Here is a 21,796-nt window from a genome sequence, read left to right on the forward strand (position 1 = left end):
TCGCCCGTCAGGCTCTGGAGGCTCCCAGGCCGACCAGGGCGCGGGTGACCAGCTCCGCCTGGTGGGTGGTGCCGCGGAGGTTCGGGTGGAGCAGGGTGCAGGCCTCGCCGGGTGAAGGGATCGCCCGGCAGAGGATGGACGGCTCATCGCTCTGGTCTCCGGGGCCCGTCAGCTCGTCCTTGATGCCGTACATCCAGCGCTCCTCCCCGCTCGCGCACACCCCGTGCCCGGCGCTGGAGGCGTACGTGTCCACATAGGCCGCGCCCGCCTTCCCGGCCTGCTCGCGCAGGACGGTGTTCACCCGCCGCTCCATGCTGTCCAGCCACGGCAGATCGCCCTTGGCGGCGGTGCCGAACTGCTGCCACGAGCCCCAGCGGCAGCCGGCGCTGTCGTCGACGAGCGCCGGATACCCGACCAGCGCGACCCTGGCCTGCGGTGCGCGGGCCCGGACGGCCTGCATGAGGGTCCCCAAGTCGGCTTCCAGGGAGGCGAATCTGTCGTTCAGGGCGGAGGCCCCCTTCCCCGTCGTGTAGTACGAGGTGCACGGCTTGCCCATGCCGAAGGCGGCAACGCCCTGCGCGACGCACTGCTCGACGATCTCCTTGAAGCCGATCGAGTTGCCTCCGATGCCGATGGTGACCAGGTCGGTGCCGGCCGACAAGGCGGCGATCTGGGCCGGCTTGGCGGGCCAACCGCCGGGCGGCGGCACTGAGGGAGGCCCGGTCATGTCGGTCTGCTGCTCCAGCAGGCCCCCTCTGACATCGGCGGCGGAACAGGTCACATCGGTGAGCCGCACCCGCAGCTGCCGCGCTGCCTGCTGCGGATAGCTCTGGGCGGAGCGCCCGCAGCCGTCCTCCGTCGCCCACGGCCGGACGAAGGCGCCCGCGCTGTACGAGTCGCCCATGGCGACCCAGTTCAGGGCCCGGGGCGGGGAAGGGGCCGCCGCCGCGGCGGTCGGTGCGGCCGTGGTGGAGGTGACGACGGAGAGGGTGGCGAGGGTGGTCGCGGCGGCGAGCGCCAGCCGGGTACGGGTGGTGACCATGGCGGTGTCCTCTGGCTCGGGCGCCCGAGGCTCGTCCCCCACCGGCGCGTTTCACCAAAAGTAGCCGGGATCGTCACCCTGGGTAATCGCTCGATCGGGTGATCCCGTAACGCCCCCACACCCTCTCCTCCGCCCCGCTCCCACCCTCGGCCTCGCCCCGCCCCCGTCACCGCTCGTGGTGCGCCCGCGTGATCAGGTCCGTCGCGACCTCCAGCGCCGCCAGGCGGGTCTCCTCCGGATCCCCCTCCACGTGCTGGAGGAACATCATCCCCGCGTGCAGCGTGAACAGGGCGCTGACGCAGCGCACCTGGTCCACCGTCGGGGCGCCCTCCGTGCGCAGCAGGTCGACCAGGGTGAAGAGCCGGCGCTTGACCGTCTCGCCGATGCTCAGCTCCCGCATCGTCGCCTGGTTCTCCTGCATGAAGCGGTACAGCGAGGCGCCGGCCACCATCGCCTCGCTGTAGCGCCGCAGCACCTCGCGCTTCGTCTCCAGCGTCCGCGGCTGCTCCTTCGCCCACTCGATCAGCTCGTCGATGGGGCGCGTCAGGTCCTCGAAGACGCTGATGATGATGTCTTCCTTGGTCTTGAAGTGGTAGTACAGCGCCGCCTTCGTGACCTCCAGCCGCTCTGCGATCTCCCTCAGCGACGTCTTCTCGTACCCCTGCTCGGCGAAGAGCTCCAGTGCGACGTCCTGGATGCGCTGACGCGTGTTGCCACGACGCGCCTGCGGACTGCTGCTGGACATGGCTCTCCCCAATTACTTACTTGACGCCCGGCTAGTGACGGGTCTACCGTCCCCAGTGTAGTGAACTAGCCGGGCGGCAAGTAAGTGCCCGGGAGCGGGTGCAACGGGGAGTGGACATGGTCGATATCACGAAGGCGGCGCAGACCTCGGAGGAGGTGAAGCCGCGCAGCGTTCGTGTGGTCCTCATGGCGCTCATGATCGCCATGCTGCTGGCCATGCTGGACAACATGATCATCGGTACGGCGATGCCCACCATCGTCGGCGAGCTCGGCGGGCTTGAGCACCTCTCCTGGGTGGTCACGGCGTACACGCTGGCCACCGCGGCCTCCACCCCCATCTGGGGCAAGATCGGCGACATGTACGGGCGGAAGGGCTCCTTCCTCACCTCCATCGTGATCTTCCTCATCGGCTCCGCGCTCAGCGGCATGGCCCAGAACATGGGCCAGCTCATCGGCTTCCGCGCCATCCAGGGCCTCGGGGCCGGCGGTCTGATGGTCGGCGTCATGGCGATCATCGGCGACCTGATCCCGCCCCGTGAGCGCGGCAAGTACCAGGGCATGATGGCCGGCGTGATGGCCCTCGCCATGATCGGCGGCCCGCTGGTCGGCGGCACCATCACCGACCACATGGGCTGGCGCTGGTCCTTCTACATCAACCTGCCCCTGGGCGCGGTCGCGCTCGCGATGGTCACCGCGGTCCTCCACCTGCCGAAGAAGACAGGGCAGGGGGAAGGCCGGAAGATCGACTATCTGGGCGCGGCCCTGCTCACCCTCGCCATCACCTCGACCGTGCTCGTCACCACCTGGGGCGGCACCGAGTACGCCTGGGGCTCCGGCGAGATCGTCGGCCTGATCATCCTCGGCCTGCTGTCGATCGCCGCGTTCCTCTTCGCCGAGACCAAGGCCGCCGAGCCGGTCATGCCGCTGCACATCTTCCGCAGCCGCAACTTCACGCTCATGTCGGTGATCGGCTTCCTGGTCGGCTTCGCGATGTTCGGCGGCGTGCTCTACCTGCCGCTGTTCCAGCAGGCGGTCCAGGGCGCCTCCGCCACCAACTCCGGCCTCCTGCTCCTGCCGATGCTGCTCTCGATGATGGTCGTGTCGCTGATAGCGGGCCGGATCACCACCAGCAGCGGCAAGTACAAGATGTTCCCGATCATCGGCGGCGGGCTCATGGTCGTCGGCCTCTTCCTGCTCGCCCAGATGGACACCGGTACGAGCCGCCTGGTCTCGGGCGTCTACATGGCCGTCCTCGGCGCGGGCCTCGGCTTCCTGATGCAGATCACCATGCTGGTCGCGCAGAACAGCGTCGAGATGAAGGACATGGGCGTCGCGTCCTCCTCGGCCACCCTCTTCCGTACGCTCGGCGGCTCCTTCGGCGTGGCCCTGATGGGCTCGCTGTTCACCAGCCGGGTCACGGAGACCATGGGCGAGCGCCTCGGCCCGGACGCGGCCGGCGCCGCGGGCTCCGCACAGCTCGACGCGGCCAGCCTGGCCAAGCTGCCGGAAGTGGTCCGCGAGGCCTACCAGCACGCGGTCGCCGCCGGTACGCACTCCGCGTTCCTGCTCGGCGCGTTCATCGCCGTACTGGGCTTCGCGGCGGCCTGGTTCGTCAAGGAGGTCCCCCTCCGCGGCGCGGGCCCGCAGGCCGGCGGCGCGGGCGCGGACAAGGCGGCGCAGGCTCCGCAGGAGTCCCTCTCCCACTGAGCGGGTGGACGGCCCGCGGAACGAACGGCCCCGGCGGACGACGATCGTCCGCCGGGGCCGTGTCACGTCCCGGGGCTGACGGCCGATCAGGGTCCCTTGCAGGTACTCGGGACCAAATCGGTGCGATCAAGGACCAAGGTCCTATTGCCTGAAATCCGGCCGAAATCGGTGGGAACCCTTCCGCGTTGCCACACGTCCTGAACGGGAGAGTGATCGCGAGGCGGAGGGGAGTGGATCGTCCATGGGCTTCAGGACGCGCACCGACCGACAGGGCCTGCGGGCCAGGGTGGCCGTCGCGGCCTCGGCCGTTGCCGTGGCGGCGACGATAGGAGGAGTCACCGCCCTGGCGGCGTCGGACCGTCCCGCCCCGGGCGGCAGGCAGCCGTCACCGCCTCAGGCGGCCCCCGCGCCGCAGGAGCCCGCGCGCGGCGGCGCCCCGCCGAAGGCGGGCATACCCGAGGACATAGCCCATGCGTCGGAGAGCGGCGGCAATGCCGTCAACATCACCATTGACGACGGCCCCGACCCCCAGTGGACCCCCCGGGTGCTCGGCGTCCTCAAGAAGCATGACGTGAAGGCGACGTTCTGCATGGTCGGACCGCGGGCAGCGGCCCACCCCGACCTGGTCAAACAGGTCGTCGCGGGCGGCCACCGCCTCTGCGACCACACCGTGGACCACGACACCGCCATGGCCAGGAAGCCGGCCGCCTACCAGGAGAGGCAGATCCTCGCCGCGAAGAAGATGATCGAGGACGCGGCGGGCGGCGCGGCCGAGGTGGAGTACTACCGGGCCCCCGGCGGCGCGTTCACGCCCGACAGCCGCCGCACGGCCGCCGCGAACGGCATGCGCCCGCTGGGCTGGAACGTCGACACCAAGGACTTCCAGAAGCCCGGTGTCCCGGCCATCGTCAACACCGTCAAGAAGGAGCTGGGCAACGGCCCGACGGTCCTCTTCCACGACGGCGGCGGCAACCGCGGGCAGACCGTCGAAGCCCTCGACCAGGTCCTTTCCTGGCTGCGCGAGCAGGGCCGGCCGACCGGCTTCCCCGTCCGGACCACCCCGTAGCGGCCGGGCCACCACGTCATCTGACACGCCGTCCGGCGGCGAACGGGTGAGGATCGACGCCCCGGCGGCGCCCGCGGTGTTCCCTGGTCGCACCCGCACCACCCGCACGACCGGCCAGGAGGCCTCCGTGATCGCGCCGAGCAAGCTGTCCGACCCCGCCGTCAGGGCCTTCGTCACCGCCGTCAACGCGCACGACCAGGCGGCCTTCGCGCAGCTGCTGACAGCCGACGCGAGCATGTCCGACGACGGCTCGGACCGGGACCTCGCCGAGTGGACCGACAAGGAGATCTGGTCCTGCAACGGCCACATGGACGTCGTCTCCGAGTCCGACGGCGGCCACCGCCTCGTCGTCGACTACCGCAACGACACCTGGGGCGAGATGCGCACCGCATGGCGGTTCACGGTCACCGGCGACGGCCGCATCAGCCGCTTCGAGACCGGTCAGGCCTGAGCCGCCTCCCCGGCGGCCGCCCCGGCCCCGGCCCGCGCCGGCCCCGCGTCCAGGCCCCGCGCGATCCGCAGCACCGCCGCCGTCAGGGGCGCGTTCTCCGGGGCCGCCCCGCCCGGGAAGCCGAAGCGGCGGCGCGTGTACCCGTACGCGAGGCCGGTCGCCGGGTCCGCCCAGCCCAGCCCGCCCGCCGCACCGCTGTGCCCGAAGGCCCGCGGGCCCACCGCGGGCTGCCGCTCGAAGCCCAGCCCGAAGTGGTCCGGCTCCGCGGTGACCCGGTCCTCGCCCGGGGTGTGCAGCCTCGCGAACTCGGCCGCCGTTTCCGGCTTCAGCAGCGGGGCCCGGCCGTCCACCTCGCCGATCGCCGCCGCGTACAGCCGGGCCACCCCGCGGGCCGTGCCGATTCCGCCGGCCGAGACCGGGCCAAGCGCCTTCACCTTCGGGTGGTTGGCGTACACCACCAGGTCCATCGGCCGCTTGCCGTGCGCGTTGAAGGCCACCGGCAGCAGCTCCGGGACCTGCGCCCCGCCCGACTGCGCGGCCGCCAGCTGCCCGGGCGTCGGGAGCATGTCCAGCACCGGCTTCCACCGGCCCTCCAACGCGCCCGGCAGACCCATGTAGAGGTCGAGGCCGTACGGCGCCCGGATCCGCTCCTCGTACACCTGGGGCAGCGCCCGGCCGGTCACCCGCCGCACCAGCTCGCCGACCAGCGCGCCGATCACGAAGGCGTGGTAGCCGTAGGCCGTCCCCGGTTCCCAGTACGGCTTCTGCCCGGCCAGCCGCGCCGCGATCAGCGCGTCGTCCGCGATCTCCTCGTAGTCGAAGCCCTCGGGGGCGCTGAGCAACCCGGCCCGGTGCGACACCAGCTCCCGTACGGTCAGCCGCTCCTTGCCGTCGCCGGTGAACTCCGGCCAGTACGCCGACACCGGCCGCTCCAGGTCGAGTACGCCGTCCTGCACCAGCAGCGCCACCACCAGGTAGGCGGCACCCTTGGTGATCGAGTAGACGCCGGTCAGTGTGTCGGGCCCGGTGTCCTCGCCCGCCCACAGGTCGACCACCCGACGGCCGCCGTGGTGCACCGCGAGCTGGGCCTCGGGGGAGTGCGCCTCGGCTGCGGCGAAGGCCTCGAACTCCTCCCGCACCGGCTCCCAGCCCGCCGCCACCGTGCCGTTCACCTTCACGCCCATGGGGCCCCCTTCGCCGTGCTCCGTCGGTTCGGCACGCACAACCGGAGATGATCATGGGATATTCCGGCACGGCTCCCGTACGGGTGAAAGCCCGCCCGGCGTCGTTCCAGCGCGCCGGGGGCTCCCGTTGGACCGGACATGAAGCGCACCCGCATTGCCGCTCTCGCCCTCGCCGCGACTGCGGCGGCCCTCGCCCCCGCCTTCGGCCAGGGCGCCGCCACCGCCGCCGAGGGCAGCTACCTCCAGGACCCGGCCGGCGGCGAGAACACGATGAAGTCGCTGTGGACCGACGACGAGATGCACAAGGTGGAGGGGCAGCTGCGCTTCTACCCCGGCATCCAGTACAGGACGGTCACCCGGCGCGGCCCCTCGGCCGCACCGGACTTCGGACACCAGGCGCCCGACCCGAAGTCACTCGCCTGGCTGCCCTCGTTCGATTTCGGGTGGGTGGTGTCGGACTCGACCGTGGTGAAGAAGGCGGTGACCACCAAGGAGGGCATCCACCCCGTCGTCGTGCACGCCGTCCTGCGTTCGGCGGACCGGGCCAAGGTGGTCGAGGTGCACCGGGAGCTGAAGGACCAGGCCGCGACCGGGCGCGCCAAGGTGCCGGGCGGCAAGCGGGTCGCCTGCGACACGGGTGAGTACACGGTGGAATGGTCGGTCACGCGCTCGGGCTACGGGACGCTCACGGGCTCGCTGCGCTGGAACTCCAGCTGCGAGCAGCACCGGACGGCCTTCGCGGCGGAGCACGGCCCGCACTAGCGGCGCACTGGCGGCGAAGAGAAGGCCCGCGGAGAGAAGGTCCGCGGAGAGAAGGCCTGGCGGGAGAGGGGCCGGTCGCCCCCTGCGCCTTGTGGGCGCTCGGCGGGGCGACTGGACCGCGGCCTTGGATCAAGAGCCGTGGACCATCATGCCGCATCGGATGGGATGCGGCGGGGGTCGAAAGTCCCTTGTTCGATGGGATGTTCGGCCGAATGGGTGGTGCGCCGGGCGGCTGCTCAGTGCTTGCGGCCGGCCTCGTTCGCCTTCGAGGCGATCTCCTCCAGGACGCTCTTCGCGTCGCCGTTGGGTTCCACCGCGCGGCCGATGTTGCGCTTGATGGTGTCGCTGACCGTCACCCACGAGGGGTCGTTCACCGGGTAGAGCTGCGCACCGCGCAGGGCCGTCAGGAACTGCGTGTTGGTGCTGTCGATCCCGCCGTCCAGGGTCCTGGAGGCGGACACGGTGGAGGGCAGCAGGTGGTAGCGGCCCGCGAACTCCGACATGTTCTTGTCCTGGTAGACGAAATCCAGGAACTTGCCGATCTCCTTGCCCTTGTCGTTCTGCTTGAACGCCATCATCCAGTCGGCCACACCGACGGTCGGCGTGACCTCCCCGGCGCCGAGCGAGTCCGACACCGGCATGGACACCGTGCCCACGCTGATGCCCTTCGCCCGCGCCTCGTGGACGAGCGAGGGGTAGCCGTTGACCATCCCGACCTCGCCGCGCAGGAACGCGGCGAAGGCGTCGGCCCGGTTGAGCTGGGACGGCGGGACAGGTCCCGTCAGGCCGGGCGTCACCAGGTTGTCCTTGACCCACCGGAAGGTCTGGATGTTCTGGTCGGAGGCCAGGCTGTAGTTGCCGCTGCTGTCGGCGTAGCCGCCGCCGTTGCTCAGTTCCCAGATCAGCGCCTCGGCGTGCGCCTCCTCCGGCCCCAGCGGAAGGGCGTACGGGAACTTCACGCCCTTGTCCTTGAGGGCCTTGGCGGCGGACTTCAGCTCGGCCCAGGTCTTGGGCGGGTTGTTGATGCCCGCCTTGGAGAACAGGCTCTCGTTGTAGAAGAGGAGGCGGCTGCTCGCCACCCAGGGCAGGCCGTAGAGCGTGTTGCCGATGGAGCCGGCCTCGGCGAGCGGCTGGAGGAAGTTCGCCTCGGCGGAGATGGAGAGGAGTTCCTCCGCGGAATAGAGCTTTCCCTGCGCCGCGAAGTCGGAGTAGGAACCCATGAGGGCCATGTCCGGGGCGTTTCCGGCCTTGACCATACGCGAGACCTCGCGGTCGATGTCGGCCCACGGCAGGAGCTGCACCTCGACCTTGATGCCGGGATTGGCCTTGGTGAAATCAGCCGTCACCTTGTCCCAGTAGGTCTTGGAGCTGGTGGCCTGGCTGTCGCCGTATTCCGCGGCCACCAGGCGCAACGTACCGCTGTCGCCTGCACCGTCGCCCGAACCGCTGCATCCGGCCAGTGGGATCAGCAGACCGAGCACGACCGCGGTGGCGGCCGTGCCGAAGATTCTTCGTCGCACGGGTGTATTCCCCTGAATTTCTTTTGAGTCCCGTTACTACTTATGAGTTGCTCCGGGCTGGGGTGTCCGTCCGTGGCCCGTTGGCCGGAATTCTCTCCTGAAGCGGGGCGATTGATTCCATTGGGTCGGTACTTGTGGTCAATGCTCCAAGTGCGGCATTTCCGGCTGGTGTTTTCCCCTAGCTGATCCATAAATCGGACGCGCGTAGACATGCCGAAAAGCCCGTTTCACGCACTGTGTGCCGCGGTGACGGGGGGAGGGTGTGAGGAGGGTGCCGGTACGGGTGAGGCAGGCGCTCAGGGCGTGAAGTCGCCCGCGTACGGATCGGGCTCGCCGGTCTCCGGGTTGCGGCCCTCCTGCCAGCGGCGCTGGGCCTTGCGCCAGTGGACGAAGCTGAGGTGGCCCCCGTCCCAGAAGGTGATGCTGACGGGGCTCACGTCGAACTCGTCCGCGCAGAGCCGGTAGAGGAACTCCGCCATGCCGTACGGGTACACGGCGAAGGCGTCGGCGGTGTGCCGGCCGACCACCAGGACGGGCCAGCGGTCCGGATCGGGGTCGTTCCTGAGCCAGCAGAGGATGTCCGACCCGCCGGTGACACCCCAGGCGATGATCGACTCGGGGTCCAGGTCCAAGGCCGCCCGGCCGCCCCCCGCCTCCCAGGCGAGGCGGGCGTTCTCGGTCTCCTCGGCCATCTCGGCGGGATCCCACTGGAGTCCGGGCTTGGGCAGCGGCAGCAGGATGCTGGCCTCGCCGTTGATGGAGCCCGCGCCGAAGCGGCCCATGAAGGCGACGTAGTCGGACGGGAAACGGGTGTGCCAGGCGGCCTCGGCGGCCGGCCAGTCGATGTCCTCGTCGGCGCCGTGGGTCGCCGGCATGATCTGCTCCAGCGCCTTGACCCGCGCGTTCTCCGTCATGCCGCTCCCCTGACACCCCAGCCCAACCGCCCCAACCTACCGCCGTGTCCGCGCACCGCCTAGCCGCGGCTGAGACGCTCCGGGCGGCCCGGCTCCCCTATGTCCACGCGCGACCCGGTCCGCAGTCCCCACGCCGCCATGGAGCCCGCCTCCGCCTCCAGGACGTGCCGGGAACGCAGCCGGGGCAGCCCGAGCCGGCCCGGAACCATGGTGGTCAGCGCGATCACCTCCAGCCGCCGGTCCAGGTACGCCACGTCGATCGCGAACCGCATCCCGAAGGTGTGCACGCTCCCGGCGGGGGTGAGCAGCAGGGCGCCGGTGATCCCGTCCCGCCCCAGCAGCCCGCGGGTCCGGGCCCGGTAGGAGGCGGCCACCTCCAGCGGGATCGCGTCCCCGACCCCCACGACGCGCAGCACCGACCCGCCGTCCCTCCACCCCTTGGCCATGCGGGCAGCGTAGGGCCTGTCCTCGGGATCGTGCCGGGCCCATTGGGTCTCCGGGCCCATGCCGGCCGGGCCGCCGCGGCCTACCGTCGCCGGATGGGCCTGGTCGTGATCATCCTTGCCGCGGGCTACGGCGTGGCCGCCGGGCTGCTGCTGCCGCGCGCCGCCTACCGGCTCTCCGTGGCGCCGGGGGAGCCATGGCGGGAGCGCTGCCCGCGGGAGCACGCCCTCGCGGGCTGGCTCGGCCCGGCGCGCTGCCGCGCGGGGGGCGCCGGGGAGCGGCACGCGTACGGGCCGGGGGCCGCGCCGGTCGCGGCGGTCAGCAGTGCGGTGTGCGGGCTGCTCGGCGCCGCCGCCGGGGGACGGCCCGAGGCGGTGGTGTTCGCCGGGTTGGCACCCGTACTCGTCCTGCTCGGGCTGGTCGACCTCGCCGTGCACCGGCTGCCCGACGTCCTGACCCTGCCCCTGGCGGCCCTCACGGCCGCCGGGCTCGGGGCCGCCGCCCTGCTGCCCGGCGCCGCCGGGTCCTGGCGGCACGCCCTGGCCGGCGGGGCCGCGCTCGCCGCCGCGTACCTGGTGCTGTACCTGATCAACCCCGCCGGGATGGGCTTCGGCGACGTCAAGCTGGCGCTCGCCCTGGGCGTCACTCTTGGGTGGTACGGCTGGGGGGTATGGGCCGCGGGGGCCTTCCTCGGCTTCCTCTACGGCGCCCTGTACGGCCTCGGCCTGGTGCTGAAGGGCCCCGGAGGAGCCAAAAGGGGTTTCGCGTTCGGTCCGTTCATGGCCGCCGGGGCCCTCACCGGAGTGCTGCTGGGTGGTTTCGGAGCGTAATCATCGCGCGCCGGTGCACGCAGCAGGCTTTACGAAGGGTTATGGTGGAACCCCCCCCTCGGGCCGGTCCGTATCCCCCCCACGGACCGGCCCGTTTTCCGTTTCGCCCCATCCTCTCCGGCGGCCGCGCAAAAGCGCAGGTCAGCTGCGCTGGGCCCAGATGTTGGTGCCGGGAGTGGAGACGGCGAAGGAGTCGATCTCCTTCAGCTCCTCCTCCGACAGGGGCGCGCCGGCCAGGGCCGCGATGTTCTCCTCCAGCTGCGCCACGCTCGACGCGCCGATCAGCGCCGAGGTCATCCGCTCGTCGCGCAGCACCCAGCTGAGCGCCAGCTGCGCCAGCGACTGCCCGCGCCGGGCCGCGATCTCGTTGAGCCCGTGCAGCCGCCGCCGCACGTCCTGCGACAGCAGGTCCGGGTTCAGGGACTTGCCCTGGGCGGCCCGCGAGCCCTCCGGGATGCCCTGGAGGTACTTGCCGGTCAGCAGCCCCTGCGCGAGCGGCGCGAAGGAGATGCAGCCCATGCCGGCCTCCTCCAGGGTGTCCAGCAGCGCGTCCTCCTCCGTCCAGCGGTTGATCATGGAGTACGAGGGCTGGTGGATCAGCGGGCGCACCCCCGCCTCGCGCAGGATCCGCGCCGCCTCGGCCGTCTGCTCCGCGGTGTACGAGGAGATGCCGACGTAGAGCGCCTTGCCCTGCTGGACCGCGGACACGAGGGCGCCCATGGTCTCCTCCAGCGGGGTCTCCGGGTCGAAGCGGTGCGAGTAGAAGATGTCGACGTGGTCCACCCCCATCCGCTTCAGCGAGGCGTCGAGCGAGCTCATCAGGTACTTGCGGCTGCCCCATTCGCCGTAGGGACCCTCGTGCATGAGGTAGCCGGCCTTGGTGGAGATGATCAGCTGGTCCCGGTAGGACGCGAAGTCCTGCGCGAAGATCTTGCCGAAGTTGAGCTCGGCCGAGCCGGGCGGCGGGCCGTAGTTGTTGGCCAGGTCGAAGTGGGTCACGCCCAGGTCGAAGGCCCGGCGCAGGATGGCGCGCTGGGTATCCAGGGACCTGTCGTCGCCGAAGTTGTGCCAGAGGCCGAGGGAAATGGCGGGAAGCTTGAGGCCGCTGCGCCCGGTGCGCCGGTACTCCATGGAGTCGTACCGAGAGGGCTCTGCCCGATAGGGATTGGTATCAGTCACGTTGTCCTCCCTATCACGGACCTGTGACGTACCGAGTTGGGTACCCGATCCCGCCGCGCAGTAATGTGGCGGCCTCGGGGGTAGGGACCGCATTTCGCACGGGGGCATTGCACGGAGGGGCTGGAAGATCGTGAAGCTGCGCGACCTGGTGTACAGGCTCTACGCACGCCGGGTGGAAGGCCGCCTCGACCATGACGCGTCGCCCAAGCACATCGGCGTGATCCTGGACGGGAACCGGCGCTGGGCGAAGGCGTCCGGAGGTACGACGGAGCAGGGCCACCAGGCGGGGGCCGACAAGATCTCCGAGATGCTGGGCTGGTGCACCGAGACCGACGTCGAGGTCGTCACCCTGTGGATGCTGTCCACCGACAACCTGGACCGGCCGGAGGTCGAGCTCCGCCCGCTGCTCAACATCATCGAGAACACGGTCCGGGGCCTGGCCGCGGACGGGCGCTGGCGCGTCCACCACGTCGGCAACCTCGACATCCTCCCCGACCGGACGCAGTCCGTCCTCAAGGAGGCCGAGCAGGCCACCCACGACGTCGACGGCATACTGGTCAACGTCGCCGTCGGCTACGGAGGCCGCCAGGAGATCGCCGACGCCGTCCGCTCACTGCTGCTGGAGCACGCGGAGAAGGGCACCTCCTTCGAGGAGCTCGCCGAGATCCTGGACATCGACCACATCGCCGAGCACCTCTACACCCGCGGCCAGCCCGACCCGGACCTGGTGATCCGCACGAGCGGCGAGCAGCGGCTGTCCGGATTCATGCTGTGGCAGAGCGCCCATTCCGAGTACTACTTCTGCGAGGTCTTCTGGCCGGCCTTCCGCAAGGTCGACTTCCTGCGGGCCCTGCGCGACTACGCCGCCCGCCACCGGCGCTACGGCACCTGAGGCCTGACGCCCCCTCGGCACCCCCGGCCCGTACACGGCGCGCCCCGGACCTCCGTCCGCGGCGCGCCGTCTCCGTACAGGGCCTTCACCTGGGATTCACCGAGCGTCCGTCATATGCCATGGCATGGCCGGGCCTGATCTGGGAATACCCCTTTCAGGTCGATGCCCGATCCACGGGTGTCGAGTCTCAGCGGGCGGCATGGGGCCGTCCGCCCGGGAGGCCCTTTGCACCAGGACGCACGTGCGGTTCGCACGGACGGAGTGGGAGGGCCGGAAATCGGCCCTGGCAGGGTGCCGATGACCGGTCCGGTCTTCATGGCCCGACCTCTTCCGAGGGGGTACGTCCTTCCGTGGTGACCAGCACAAAGCGCCGCCTGCCCGACAGGCGGACCTACGTCCTCGACACCAGCGTCCTGCTGGCAGACCCCAACGCGATCCGCCGCTTCGACGAGCACGAGGTGGTGCTCCCGATCGTGGTGATCACCGAGCTGGAGGCCAAGCGGCACCATCCCGAACTCGGCTACTTCGCCCGGCAGGCACTGCGCCTGCTCGACGACATCCGGGTCCGCTACGGTCGCCTCGACGCACCCATCCCGCTGGGGGATCTGGGCGGCAGCCTCCGTGTCGAGCTCAACCACTCCGACCCGGGCGTCCTGCCCGTCGGCTTCCGGCTGGGGGACAACGACTCGCGCATCCTCGCGGTCGCCCGCAACCTCCAGGCCGAGGGCTACGACGTCACGGTCGTCTCGAAGGACCTCCCGCTGCGCATCAAGGCCTCCTCGGTGGGGCTGCTGGCGGAGGAGTACCGCGCGGAGCTCGCGATCACCGACGCCGGCTGGACCGGCATGAGCGAGCTCTCCCTGTCCGGGGAGCAGGTGGACCTCCTCTACTCCGAGGAGCGGCTCTACGTACCGGAGGCTGCGGAACTGCCCGTGCACACGGGTCTGGTCCTGCAGTCCGAGCGGGGCAAGGCCCTGGGCCGGGTCACCGCGGACGGAAACGTCCGGCTCGTCCGGGGCGACCGCGAGGCCTTCGGGCTCCACGGGCGCAGCGCCGAGCAGCGCATCGCCCTCGACCTGCTGCTGGACCCGGAGATCGGCATCCTCTCCATGGGCGGCCGGGCCGGCACCGGAAAGTCGGCGCTGGCGCTGTGCGCGGGCCTGGAGGCGGTCCTGGAGCGCAGGCAGCACCAGAAGGTGATGGTCTTCCGGCCGCTGTACGCGGTGGGCGGCCAGGAGCTGGGCTACCTGCCCGGGGACCAGTCCGAGAAGATGAGCCCCTGGGCCCAGGCGGTCTTCGACACCCTCTCTTCGGTGGCGGGGCGCGAGGTCATCGAGGAGGTGCTGAACCGGGGGATGCTGGAGGTCCTGCCGCTCACGCACATCCGGGGGCGCTCCCTCCACGACGCCTTCGTCATCGTCGACGAGGCGCAGTCGCTGGAGCGCAATGTCCTGCTGACCGTTCTGTCCCGTATCGGCGCCAATTCGCGGGTTGTTCTGACCCACGACGTCGCCCAGCGGGACAACCTGCGGGTCGGCCGGTACGACGGAGTGGTCGCCGTCGTCGAGAAGTTGAAGGGGCACCCGCTCTTCGCCCACGTCACGCTCGCCCGCTCCGAGCGCTCCCCGATCGCCGCGCTGGTCACGGAGATGCTGGAGACGCTGTAAGGGAAGAAGAGGGTAAATCCCCCATAGCGGAAGAGAGAGTTGGCGCCGCCCGGCAAAGGCCCGAGAGCCTAGCCGGGCGGTGTCGTGCTGCACAGGCCTTTGGTGGAACCAGCAGCCCCGTGGGAGGTGTGACCTTTCCCACGCAACGGAGAATTGCCTTGCGGTGTCGAGGTCCGGCAGAGTCTGTTTTCCGTCAGGCCCCGCATGCGGCACACCTGTATCTCCCGTGAGGTACGCGCAGCACCACAACTCCACAGTCGTTCGCCGCATGCCGCCCGAGCACCACGCGGCAGCACCCGCAAGGGAGTTGCCCACGGGCCCGCGTCTCCAGTGATCGCCGTAACCGGAGGCCAGTGTCGAAGGGGCACTATTGCGCCCGCCCGGTCACTGCGGACGCTGCTGGAAGGACACCGTGTGAGCCGGATCTCGGTCCGGGGATTCGCCGTGGCTTCGGCCACTGCGGTCACCACCGTCGGCGCCGTCGTGGGCGTTGCCACGGGCGACCCCGCCTCGAACAGCCTTGAGACCACCGCGTCGGGGGCGACTCTCCTCACCGACATCCCGGTCGGCGACCAGGCGCAGGTCCAGAACGCCTCCCTGACGCAGCAGGCCGACGCCATCGCCGCGGGTGCCGACGCCGACGCCAAGCGCTCGGCCGAGGAGGCCGCCCGCCTCCAGGCCGCCGAGGACGCCAAGTCCAAGAAGGCGGAGGCCCAGAAGGCGGCGGACGAGAAGGCGAAGAAGGAGCGCGAGGAGAAGGAGCAGGCCGCGAGCCGCTCCGCGACCCGCAGCGCCGGCGACTTCGCGGTCCAGAGCTCCTACACCGTCGCCCAGGTCAAGGCGATCGCCCAGCAGATCGTCCCCGCCGGGCAGTTCCAGTGCTTCTCCAACATCGTCAACCAGGAATCCACCTGGAACTACAAGGCCGTGAACTCGTCCTCGGGCGCGTACGGTCTGGTCCAGGCCCTTCCCGGCTCGAAGATGTCCTCGGTCGCCGACGACTGGCGCACCAACCCGGCCACCCAGATCCAGTGGGGCCTGAACTACATGAACGGCCGCTACGGCAGCCCCTGCGGCGCCTGGAGCTTCCACCAGGCCAACGGCTGGTACTAGCCCGGCAGTCGCCGCTCAACCTCCGGGAGCCCCGCACCGTCCTACGGTGCGGGGCTTCCCGCGTGTACGGTCATCCGAGGTGTCCACGGGGGTCCGCGGGCGGGGGAGAGGGAAAGACATGGCGAAGAGGGCAGGCTGGCTCGGCCGGCTCGGGAGCAGGCTGAGCCGCATGGAGGCCCGGCTCGAACAGTGGCGCGCCGAGGTGGACGCGGAGAACGGCGGCGAAGCCCCGGCCGGCGCCCCCGCGGGCGTACCGGTCCACGCCGCCGCGCCGCCCGCGCCCGGACAGGCTCCCGGCTCCGGCGCCGAACACCCGGGCCACCACGCCCCGCGCGAGCGCCCCGATCCGGTGAGCGTGGTCCCCTGGGGCATGCGGGTCGCCGCCGAGGTCAGCTGGCGGCTGCTGCTGCTCGCCGGAATGCTCTGGGTGCTGATGAAGGTGATCAGCGAAGTCCGCCTGGTCGTCCTCGCCTTCGCCGCCGCCCTGCTCGTCACCGCCCTGCTGCAGCCGTTCGTGGTCCGGCTGCGGCGTCTCGGGCTGCCCCGCGGGCTGGCCACCGCCGTCACCGCGATCCTCGGCTTCGTCGTCATCGGGCTGGTCGGCTGGTTCGTCGTGTGGCAGGTGATGGAGAACCTCGACGACCTCTCCGCGCGCGTCCGCGAGGGCATCAACGAGCTCAAGGCCTGGGCGCTGGACAGTCCGTTCCACGTGACCGAGAAGCAGATCAACGACATCGCGAAGAACCTCAGCGAGACGATCGGCACCAACACCGAGCAGATCACCTCCGCCGGTCTGCAGGGCGTCACCGTCCTCGTCGAGGTGCTGACCGGGATCCTGCTCTCGATGTTCTCGACCCTCTTCCTGCTCTACGACGGCAAGCGCATCTGGACCTGGGTGCTCGGCCTGGTCCCGGGCGCGGCCCGGCCCGGAGTCGCGGGCGCGGGTCCGCGCGCCTGGCGCACCCTGACCGCGTACGTCCGGGGCACGGTCCTCGTCGCACTCATCGACGCGGTCTTCATCGGCCTCGGCATCTACTTCCTCAAGGTGCCGATGGCCGTGCCGCTCGCCGTCTTCATCTTCCTGTTCGCCTTCATCCCGCTCGTGGGAGCGGTGGTCTCCGGGGCCCTGGCCGTCGTGGTCGCCCTGGTGACCCAGGGCCCGGTCACCGCCCTGCTGGTGCTGGCCGTGGTGCTGGCCGTGCAGCAGATCGAGGGGCACGTGCTGCAGCCCTTCATCCTGGGCCGGGCGGTACGGGTGCACCCGCTCGCCGTGGTGCTGTCGGTGGCCGCCGGCGGGATGATCGCGGGCATCGGCGGGGCGGTGGTCGCGGTCCCGCTGGTCGCCGTCACCAACACGGTGGTGGTCTACCTGAGGGCCTACTCCCGCGACCAGCTGCGCCACGGGGTCGCGCCGGTCGGCCCCGCGCCGCACGGCTCGACGGCGCTGGAATCGGCTGCGCGGGAGGCCGCCCGTGATCAGCGAGCCTGAGTTAGCGCGGGAAATGGGAGGAGGACCCTCCGCCCGGGGAGGCGCGGCCCGACACGGCGGGCGACCGCGTACGGCAGCCGCGGGGCGGCTGGTGGTGGGCGCTCGGCGGGGCCGTCCTGGCCTCCGCCGTCTGGGCGGGGGTGCCGGCGGCGCAGGATCGTTTCGCTGATACGCCGCGCATCGCGCCCCGGGCTCGGTGAACGGGCGCTGATGAACCGGCAGACCCAGGGCATGCGGCTCCAGGTGCTCGACGGCGGCGCGGTCTTCACGCTCAGCGTGGAGTGGTTCGGGGAGGACGCGGACAGCACCCCGGACGTGGACGCCGTCCAGGCGGCGATGATCGAGGACATGCGTGCGCTGATGACGGCCCTGAGGACCTGAGCCGGCGTACGGCCGAGACCCTCAGCCGGTCGCGTCGGGGCCGGCAATCCGGCAACCGCCGGCCTCCAGCAGGGCGCCGGCGTCGAGGGTGACCTTGGCGCCGATGGAGTCGGGCAGGGTGAGCTGCCGGCCGGGGGCGTAGAGCGTGTGGCTGTCGTAGCCCTCGCCGACGGGATCGGTGAGCAGGTGGACGCGCACGTTCTTGCGGTCGACGATCACGTAGACGGGGATCCCGGCTTGGGCGTAGGCGCGGACCTTGGTCTTGAGGTCGTTGCTGTGGTTGCTGCTGGTGACTTCGAGGACGAGGCGGAAGCAGACTGGCTCGTAGCAGTTGTTCTCGGTCTCGTGGTTCGCGTAATCGGCGTCGACCACGGCGAGGTCGGGCACGGCGTAGTCCGCCGGACCGGTCGGCAGCCACAGGCCGAGGCTCTGGAGCACCTCGGATTCCTCGCCGTGCAGCCCGGCAGCGAGGAAAGGGATCATGAGAGTGGTCAGCGCGCTGGCGTGGGGGCCATCCGCCGGTGGGGCCACGATGATGTTCCCTTCGAGGATCTCGACGCGGTGGCCCGGCAGCTGCTCCATGATCCGGTTGGCGGCTCTGAGCAGCGTGTACGAGTCATCGTCGTGGGGGTGCTCGACTGCTGCGGCAGACATGGCGCCTCCTGGTGGTGGATGTCGAGGCCATCATCGTAGGGCGGTACAGCGCCCGGTGTCCTGCAAGCCATGGGCCACCCGAACGTGCGAAAGGGCCCCCGCGGCCGGATCGGCGGCGGGGGCCCGGGCTCGTGCGCGTGCGGTTACTCGGCGGCGAGGGCGGCCTCGGCGTCGAGGGTGACCGCCACGGCCTGGATCACCGAGGCGATCTTGAAGGCCTCCTGGATCGTCTCGCGGTCGACGCCGGCCTTGCGCAGGACCTGCTCGTGCGAGTCCAGGCACTGGCCGCAGCCGTTGATCGCGGAGACCGCGAGCGACCACAGCTCGAAGTCGACCTTCTCCACGCCCGGGTTGCCGATGACGTTCATCCGCAGACCGGCCCGCAGGGTCGCGTACTCCGGGTCGGAGAGCAGGTGGCGGGTGCGGTAGAAGACGTTGTTCATCGCCATGACCGCGGCGGCCGACTTGGCGGCGGTGTACGCCTCCGGCGACAGGGCCGCCTTCGCCTCCGGCTCCAGCTCACGCAGGACGCGCGGGGAGCGGGCGGCGATCGCGCAGGACAGGACCGTGCCCCAGAGCTGCTGCCCGGTCAGGGTGTCCTGGTTGCCGATGACCGAACCGAGGTTCAGCTTCAGGTCCTTGGCGAAGTCCGGTATGGCGGACTTGAGGGAGTCGAGGGACATCCGTCACTCACCGGCCAGCAGCGCGCCGGCGTCGAGGGTGTCCTCGCCCTTGGTCCAGTTGCAGGGGCACAGCTCGTCGGTCTGGAGGGCGTCGAGGACCCGCAGGACCTCCTTGGGGTTACGGCCCACGGAACCGGCGGTCACCATCGAGAACTGGATCTCGTTGTTCTGGTCGACGATGAAGACGGCGCGCTGCGCGAAGCCGTCCTCGCCCTGGACGCCACAGGCCTGCATGAGCTCGTGCTTGGAGTCGGCGAGCATGGGGAAGGGCAGGTCACGCAGGTCGGCGTGGTCCTTGCGCCAGGCGTGGTGGACGAACTCGGAGTCGCCGGAGACGCCGAGGATCTGGGCGTCGCGGTCCTGGAACTCCTCGTTCAGCTTGCCGAACGCGGCGATCTCGGTCGGGCAGACGAAGGTGAAGTCCTTCGGCCAGAAGAACACCACGCGCCACTTGCCCTCGTAGGTCTTGTGGTCGATCTGGGCGAACTCGCTGCCGGCCTCAAGCGAGACGCAAGCGGTCAGATCGTAGGTGGGGAACTTGTCACCGACAGTGAGCACGTGCTCTCCTTGCAAACAGGAAAGTAACCCTTTTGGGGGCTTTCCGAGAGGGTTGGACGGATCTCACATGCTGACACAGCTGCATTGATTGCAGAAATAGCTAGTCTTGCGGCAGGTGATCGGAGGTACCTATCAGTGGCTGTCGGTAACAGGGGAGCGAAGCAGGCGACGCTCGCGCAGCTGCGCGCCTTCGCGGCCGTCGCCGAGTACCTGCACTTCCGGGACGCCGCCGCGTCGATCGGGATGAGCCAGCCGGCCCTGTCGGGGGCCGTCTCCGCGCTGGAGGAGGCGCTCGGCGTCCAGCTGCTGGAGCGCACCACCCGCAAGGTGCTGCTGTCCCCGGCCGGCGAGCGGATCGCGGCCCGGGCGCGGGCGGTGCTCGACACGATGGGCGCCCTGCTGGAGGAGGCCGAGGCGGTACGGGCGCCCTTCACCGGGGTGCTCAGGCTGGGGGTGATCCCGACGGTGGCCCCCTACCTGCTGCCGACGGTGCTCGGGCTCTTCCACCGCCGCTATCCGGGGATGGACCTCCAGGTCCACGAGGAGCAGACGGCCTCGCTGCTGGAGGGCCTGGCGGGCGGGCGGCTCGACCTGCTGCTGCTCGCCGTGCCGCTCGGGGTTCCCGGGGTCACCGAACTGCCCGTCTTCGACGAGGACTTCGTACTGCTCGCGCCGCGCGAGCACCCGCTCGCCGGACGCAGGGACATCCCGCGCGAGGAACTGCGCGACCTGCAGCTGCTGTTGCTGGACGAGGGGCACTGCCTGCGGGACCAGGCCCTCGACATCTGCCGGGAGGCCGGGAGGTCCGACGGGGCGGACGTCACCACGACCGCCGCCGGACTGTCCACCCTCGTACAACTGGTCGCCGGGGGACTGGGGGTGACGCTGTTGCCGCGGACCGCGCTGCGGCTGGAGACCGCCCGCAACGAGCACCTGGCCACCGGGTACTTCGCCGAGCCCGCCCCCTCGCGGCGGATCGCCCTGGCCATGCGGACGGGAACGGCCCGGCAGGAGGAGTTCCGCGCCGTCGCGGCCGCGCTGCGGGAGGCCGTACGCCCGCTGCCGGTCTGGCCCGCCGCCTAGGCGGCGGCCCCCCGGCAACGGGCGCGCGGGCCCGTGCGCGAGGGGCCGGCCCCGTCAGTCCGAGGAGCGGGGGCGGCCGCGCGGGCGGATCGGGGCGGCCGTCCCCGGGAGGCGGCCGGCCTCGGACAGGGCGCGGCGGAGCAGGAACTCGATCTGCGCGTTGGCGCTGCGCAGTTCCTCGCCCGCCCAGCGCGCGAGGGCCTCGTACACCTGCGGGTCGAGCCGCAGCAGCACCTGCTTGCGCGCCTGCCGCGCCGCCTTCGAGCCCTGCTGCGCCTCCTGCTCCGGCTCGCCGGCGGGGCTCACTGGTAGAGGGTGCCCGTGTTGACGACGGGCTGGGCGGCGCGGTCGCCGCACAGGACCACCATCAGGTTCGAGACCATGGCGGCCTTGCGCTCCGGATCCAGGTCCACGATGTCCTCCTCGGCCAGCCGGGTCAGGGCCAGTTCGACCATGCCGACCGCCCCTTCGACGATCGTCTTGCGCGCCGCCACGACCGCACCCGCCTGCTGGCGCTGGAGCATCGCGGAGGCGATCTCCGGAGCGTACGCGAGATGCGTGAAGCGGGACTCGATGACGTGGACGCCGGCCGCCTCGACCCGCGTCCGCAGCTCGGCCGCCAGCTTCTCGGTGATCTCCTCGGCGTTGCCGCGCAGCGACAGGCCGCCCTCCTCGTGCGCGTCGTAGGGGTACTCGATCGCGATGTGCCGCACGGCCGCCTCGGCCTGCGTCTCGACGAACTCGGTGAAGTCGTCCACCTCGAAGATGGCCCGTGCGGTGTCCTCGACCTTCCAGACCACGACCGCCGCCAGCTCGATCGGGTTGCCGTAGGCGTCGTTGACCTTCAGGACGGCCGTCTCGTGGTTGCGGACGCGGGTGGAGACCTTCCTGCGCGAGGTCAGCGGGTTCACCCAGCGCAGGCCGTCCGTGCGGATCGTCCCGCGGTAGCGGCCGAAGAGCTGGACCACCCGCGCCTCTCCCGGCGCCACGGTGTTCAGGCCGCTCATCGCGAGGACCGCGGCGGGGATCAGCAGCACCCCGGGCACGATGAGGGCCGGCTGCTCGGCGGCCGCACCGAGGGCGGTCAGGGCGGCTCCGGCGAGCACCCCCAGCAGGCCGAGCAGCAGCGCCAGCCCGCCGCCCATGCTGCGGGCCGTGAACTCCCGTACTTCTGTCGCCTGACCGGCCGTGCCTGCCGTGTTCGTCATCATCTGCCCCGTTTCGCTAGGTCACGGTCTCTCGGACCGCCTAGCAAAGTGATATCACTTTTTTGGAGCGCCGCAACCCTACGCGCTTTCTGCGCGTCGGTTCCCTTGATGTGGGTGCTGATTCTCACGTCCGAAATGACCGATATTGGCCTTGCTTGGCCAACCTTTGTCACAACCTGCGGTGTTAGCTTGCTGAGCTGACGTCGGGGGGATATCGAGCGGAGC

General features: G+C 70.8%; 23 protein-coding genes. 11 read left to right on the forward strand and 12 right to left on the reverse strand.

The annotated features are described in order from the left end of the window. Positions 1-7: 7 nt before the first annotated feature. Positions 8-1,042 (reverse strand): SGNH/GDSL hydrolase family protein, encoded by a 1,035-nt coding sequence (locus tag ABZ128_RS01025; protein ID WP_356845323.1) that lies wholly within the window; start codon positions 1,040-1,042, stop codon positions 8-10. A 166-nt stretch (positions 1,043-1,208) separates the two neighbouring features. Continuing rightward, the gene (locus ABZ128_RS01030) at positions 1,209-1,787 is read right to left on the reverse strand and encodes a helix-turn-helix domain-containing protein (RefSeq protein ID WP_356845325.1); all 579 of its coding nucleotides are present in this window, start codon (positions 1,785-1,787) and stop codon (positions 1,209-1,211) included. A 116-nt stretch (positions 1,788-1,903) separates the two neighbouring features. Between ABZ128_RS01030 and ABZ128_RS01035 the strand changes: the two genes are divergently transcribed. From ABZ128_RS01035 to ABZ128_RS01045, 3 genes are all read left to right on the forward strand, one after another. Then, complete coding sequence (locus ABZ128_RS01035) at positions 1,904-3,493, forward strand: MDR family MFS transporter (protein ID WP_356845327.1); 1,590 nt, start codon at positions 1,904-1,906, stop codon at positions 3,491-3,493. Between the two features lie 241 nt (positions 3,494-3,734). Next, positions 3,735-4,559 (forward strand): polysaccharide deacetylase family protein, encoded by an 825-nt coding sequence (locus ABZ128_RS01040; protein ID WP_356845329.1) that lies wholly within the window; start codon positions 3,735-3,737, stop codon positions 4,557-4,559. A 127-nt stretch (positions 4,560-4,686) separates the two neighbouring features. Then, positions 4,687-5,010 (forward strand): nuclear transport factor 2 family protein, encoded by a 324-nt coding sequence (locus ABZ128_RS01045; protein ID WP_356845460.1) that lies wholly within the window; start codon positions 4,687-4,689, stop codon positions 5,008-5,010. Here the strand turns inward: ABZ128_RS01045 and ABZ128_RS01050 are convergent. Then, entirely contained in the window at positions 5,001-6,194 is a 1,194-nt protein-coding gene (locus ABZ128_RS01050; RefSeq protein WP_356845331.1) for a serine hydrolase domain-containing protein, read from the reverse strand. The genes ABZ128_RS01045 and ABZ128_RS01050 overlap by 10 nt on opposite strands. Positions 6,195-6,332: 138 nt before the next feature. On the opposite strand from ABZ128_RS01050, the gene ABZ128_RS01055 reads away from it, so the two are divergent. Next, entirely contained in the window at positions 6,333-6,956 is a 624-nt protein-coding gene (locus ABZ128_RS01055) for a hypothetical protein (RefSeq protein WP_356845333.1), read from the forward strand. Between the two features lie 236 nt (positions 6,957-7,192). On the opposite strand, the gene ABZ128_RS01060 is transcribed toward ABZ128_RS01055, so the two are convergent. From ABZ128_RS01060 to ABZ128_RS01070, 3 genes are all read right to left on the reverse strand, one after another. Continuing rightward, a complete protein-coding gene (locus tag ABZ128_RS01060; protein WP_356845335.1) occupies positions 7,193-8,476 on the reverse strand; it encodes an extracellular solute-binding protein in 1,284 nt (427 codons plus the stop codon). A 296-nt stretch (positions 8,477-8,772) separates the two neighbouring features. After that, the gene (locus ABZ128_RS01065) at positions 8,773-9,390 is read right to left on the reverse strand and encodes an SMI1/KNR4 family protein (RefSeq protein WP_356845336.1); all 618 of its coding nucleotides are present in this window, start codon (positions 9,388-9,390) and stop codon (positions 8,773-8,775) included. 59 nt (positions 9,391-9,449) lie between these two features. Continuing rightward, complete coding sequence (locus tag ABZ128_RS01070; RefSeq protein WP_356845338.1) at positions 9,450-9,836, reverse strand: DUF192 domain-containing protein; 387 nt, start codon at positions 9,834-9,836, stop codon at positions 9,450-9,452. Between the two features lie 93 nt (positions 9,837-9,929). On the opposite strand from ABZ128_RS01070, the gene ABZ128_RS01075 reads away from it, so the two are divergent. Then, positions 9,930-10,664 carry an A24 family peptidase gene (locus ABZ128_RS01075; protein WP_356845340.1) on the forward strand — a complete coding sequence of 245 codons (735 nt, stop codon included), beginning with the start codon at positions 9,930-9,932 and terminating at the stop codon, positions 10,662-10,664. Positions 10,665-10,805: 141 nt separating this feature from the next. Here the strand turns inward: ABZ128_RS01075 and mgrA are convergent, their stop codons facing one another. Continuing rightward, entirely contained in the window at positions 10,806-11,843 is a 1,038-nt protein-coding gene (gene mgrA / locus ABZ128_RS01080; RefSeq protein WP_356845344.1) for an L-glyceraldehyde 3-phosphate reductase, read from the reverse strand. A 130-nt stretch (positions 11,844-11,973) separates the two neighbouring features. On the opposite strand from mgrA, the gene ABZ128_RS01085 reads away from it, so the two are divergent. From ABZ128_RS01085 to ABZ128_RS01105, 5 genes are all read left to right on the forward strand, one after another. Further along, entirely contained in the window at positions 11,974-12,735 is a 762-nt protein-coding gene (locus ABZ128_RS01085) for an isoprenyl transferase (protein WP_356845346.1), read from the forward strand. Between the two features lie 350 nt (positions 12,736-13,085). After that, entirely contained in the window at positions 13,086-14,402 is a 1,317-nt protein-coding gene (locus ABZ128_RS01090; protein WP_356845347.1) for a PhoH family protein, read from the forward strand. 396 nt (positions 14,403-14,798) lie between these two features. Further along, positions 14,799-15,515: a transglycosylase SLT domain-containing protein gene (locus tag ABZ128_RS01095; protein WP_356845461.1), complete on the forward strand. Its 717-nt coding sequence runs from the start codon at positions 14,799-14,801 to the stop codon at positions 15,513-15,515. A 118-nt stretch (positions 15,516-15,633) separates the two neighbouring features. Next, positions 15,634-17,004, forward strand: coding sequence for an AI-2E family transporter (locus tag ABZ128_RS01100; protein WP_356845348.1), 1,371 nt, complete (start codon positions 15,634-15,636; stop codon positions 17,002-17,004). 210 nt (positions 17,005-17,214) lie between these two features. Next, positions 17,215-17,385, forward strand: a complete 171-nt coding sequence (locus tag ABZ128_RS01105; protein WP_356845349.1) for a hypothetical protein — start codon at positions 17,215-17,217, stop codon at positions 17,383-17,385. Between the two features lie 21 nt (positions 17,386-17,406). On the opposite strand, the gene ABZ128_RS01110 is transcribed toward ABZ128_RS01105, so the two are convergent. The 3 genes from ABZ128_RS01110 to ABZ128_RS01120 form a co-directional block, all read right to left on the reverse strand. Further along, positions 17,407-18,039, reverse strand: coding sequence for a Uma2 family endonuclease (locus tag ABZ128_RS01110; RefSeq protein ID WP_356845350.1), 633 nt, complete (start codon positions 18,037-18,039; stop codon positions 17,407-17,409). 143 nt (positions 18,040-18,182) lie between these two features. After that, positions 18,183-18,722 carry an alkyl hydroperoxide reductase gene (locus tag ABZ128_RS01115; protein ID WP_356845351.1) on the reverse strand — a complete coding sequence of 180 codons (540 nt, stop codon included), beginning with the start codon at positions 18,720-18,722 and terminating at the stop codon, positions 18,183-18,185. Positions 18,723-18,725: 3 nt separating this feature from the next. After that, entirely contained in the window at positions 18,726-19,280 is a 555-nt protein-coding gene (locus ABZ128_RS01120; RefSeq protein WP_356845352.1) for a peroxiredoxin, read from the reverse strand. Positions 19,281-19,415: 135 nt separating this feature from the next. On the opposite strand from ABZ128_RS01120, the gene ABZ128_RS01125 reads away from it, so the two are divergent. Further along, a complete protein-coding gene (locus ABZ128_RS01125) occupies positions 19,416-20,363 on the forward strand; it encodes a hydrogen peroxide-inducible genes activator (RefSeq protein ID WP_356845353.1) in 948 nt (315 codons plus the stop codon). Positions 20,364-20,417: 54 nt separating this feature from the next. On the opposite strand, the gene ABZ128_RS01130 is transcribed toward ABZ128_RS01125, so the two are convergent. Together ABZ128_RS01130 and ABZ128_RS01135 are read right to left on the reverse strand one after the other, a co-directional pair. Next, positions 20,418-20,669: a hypothetical protein gene (locus tag ABZ128_RS01130; protein ID WP_356845354.1), complete on the reverse strand. Its 252-nt coding sequence runs from the start codon at positions 20,667-20,669 to the stop codon at positions 20,418-20,420. Then, entirely contained in the window at positions 20,666-21,574 is a 909-nt protein-coding gene (locus ABZ128_RS01135) for an SPFH domain-containing protein (protein WP_356845355.1), read from the reverse strand. The genes ABZ128_RS01130 and ABZ128_RS01135 overlap by 4 nt, the downstream gene beginning before the upstream one ends. Between the last annotated feature and the right edge of the window lie 222 nt (positions 21,575-21,796).

Source organism: Streptomyces sp. NPDC006326, from assembly GCF_040612915.1.
GTDB lineage: Bacteria > Actinomycetota > Actinomycetes > Streptomycetales > Streptomycetaceae > Streptomyces.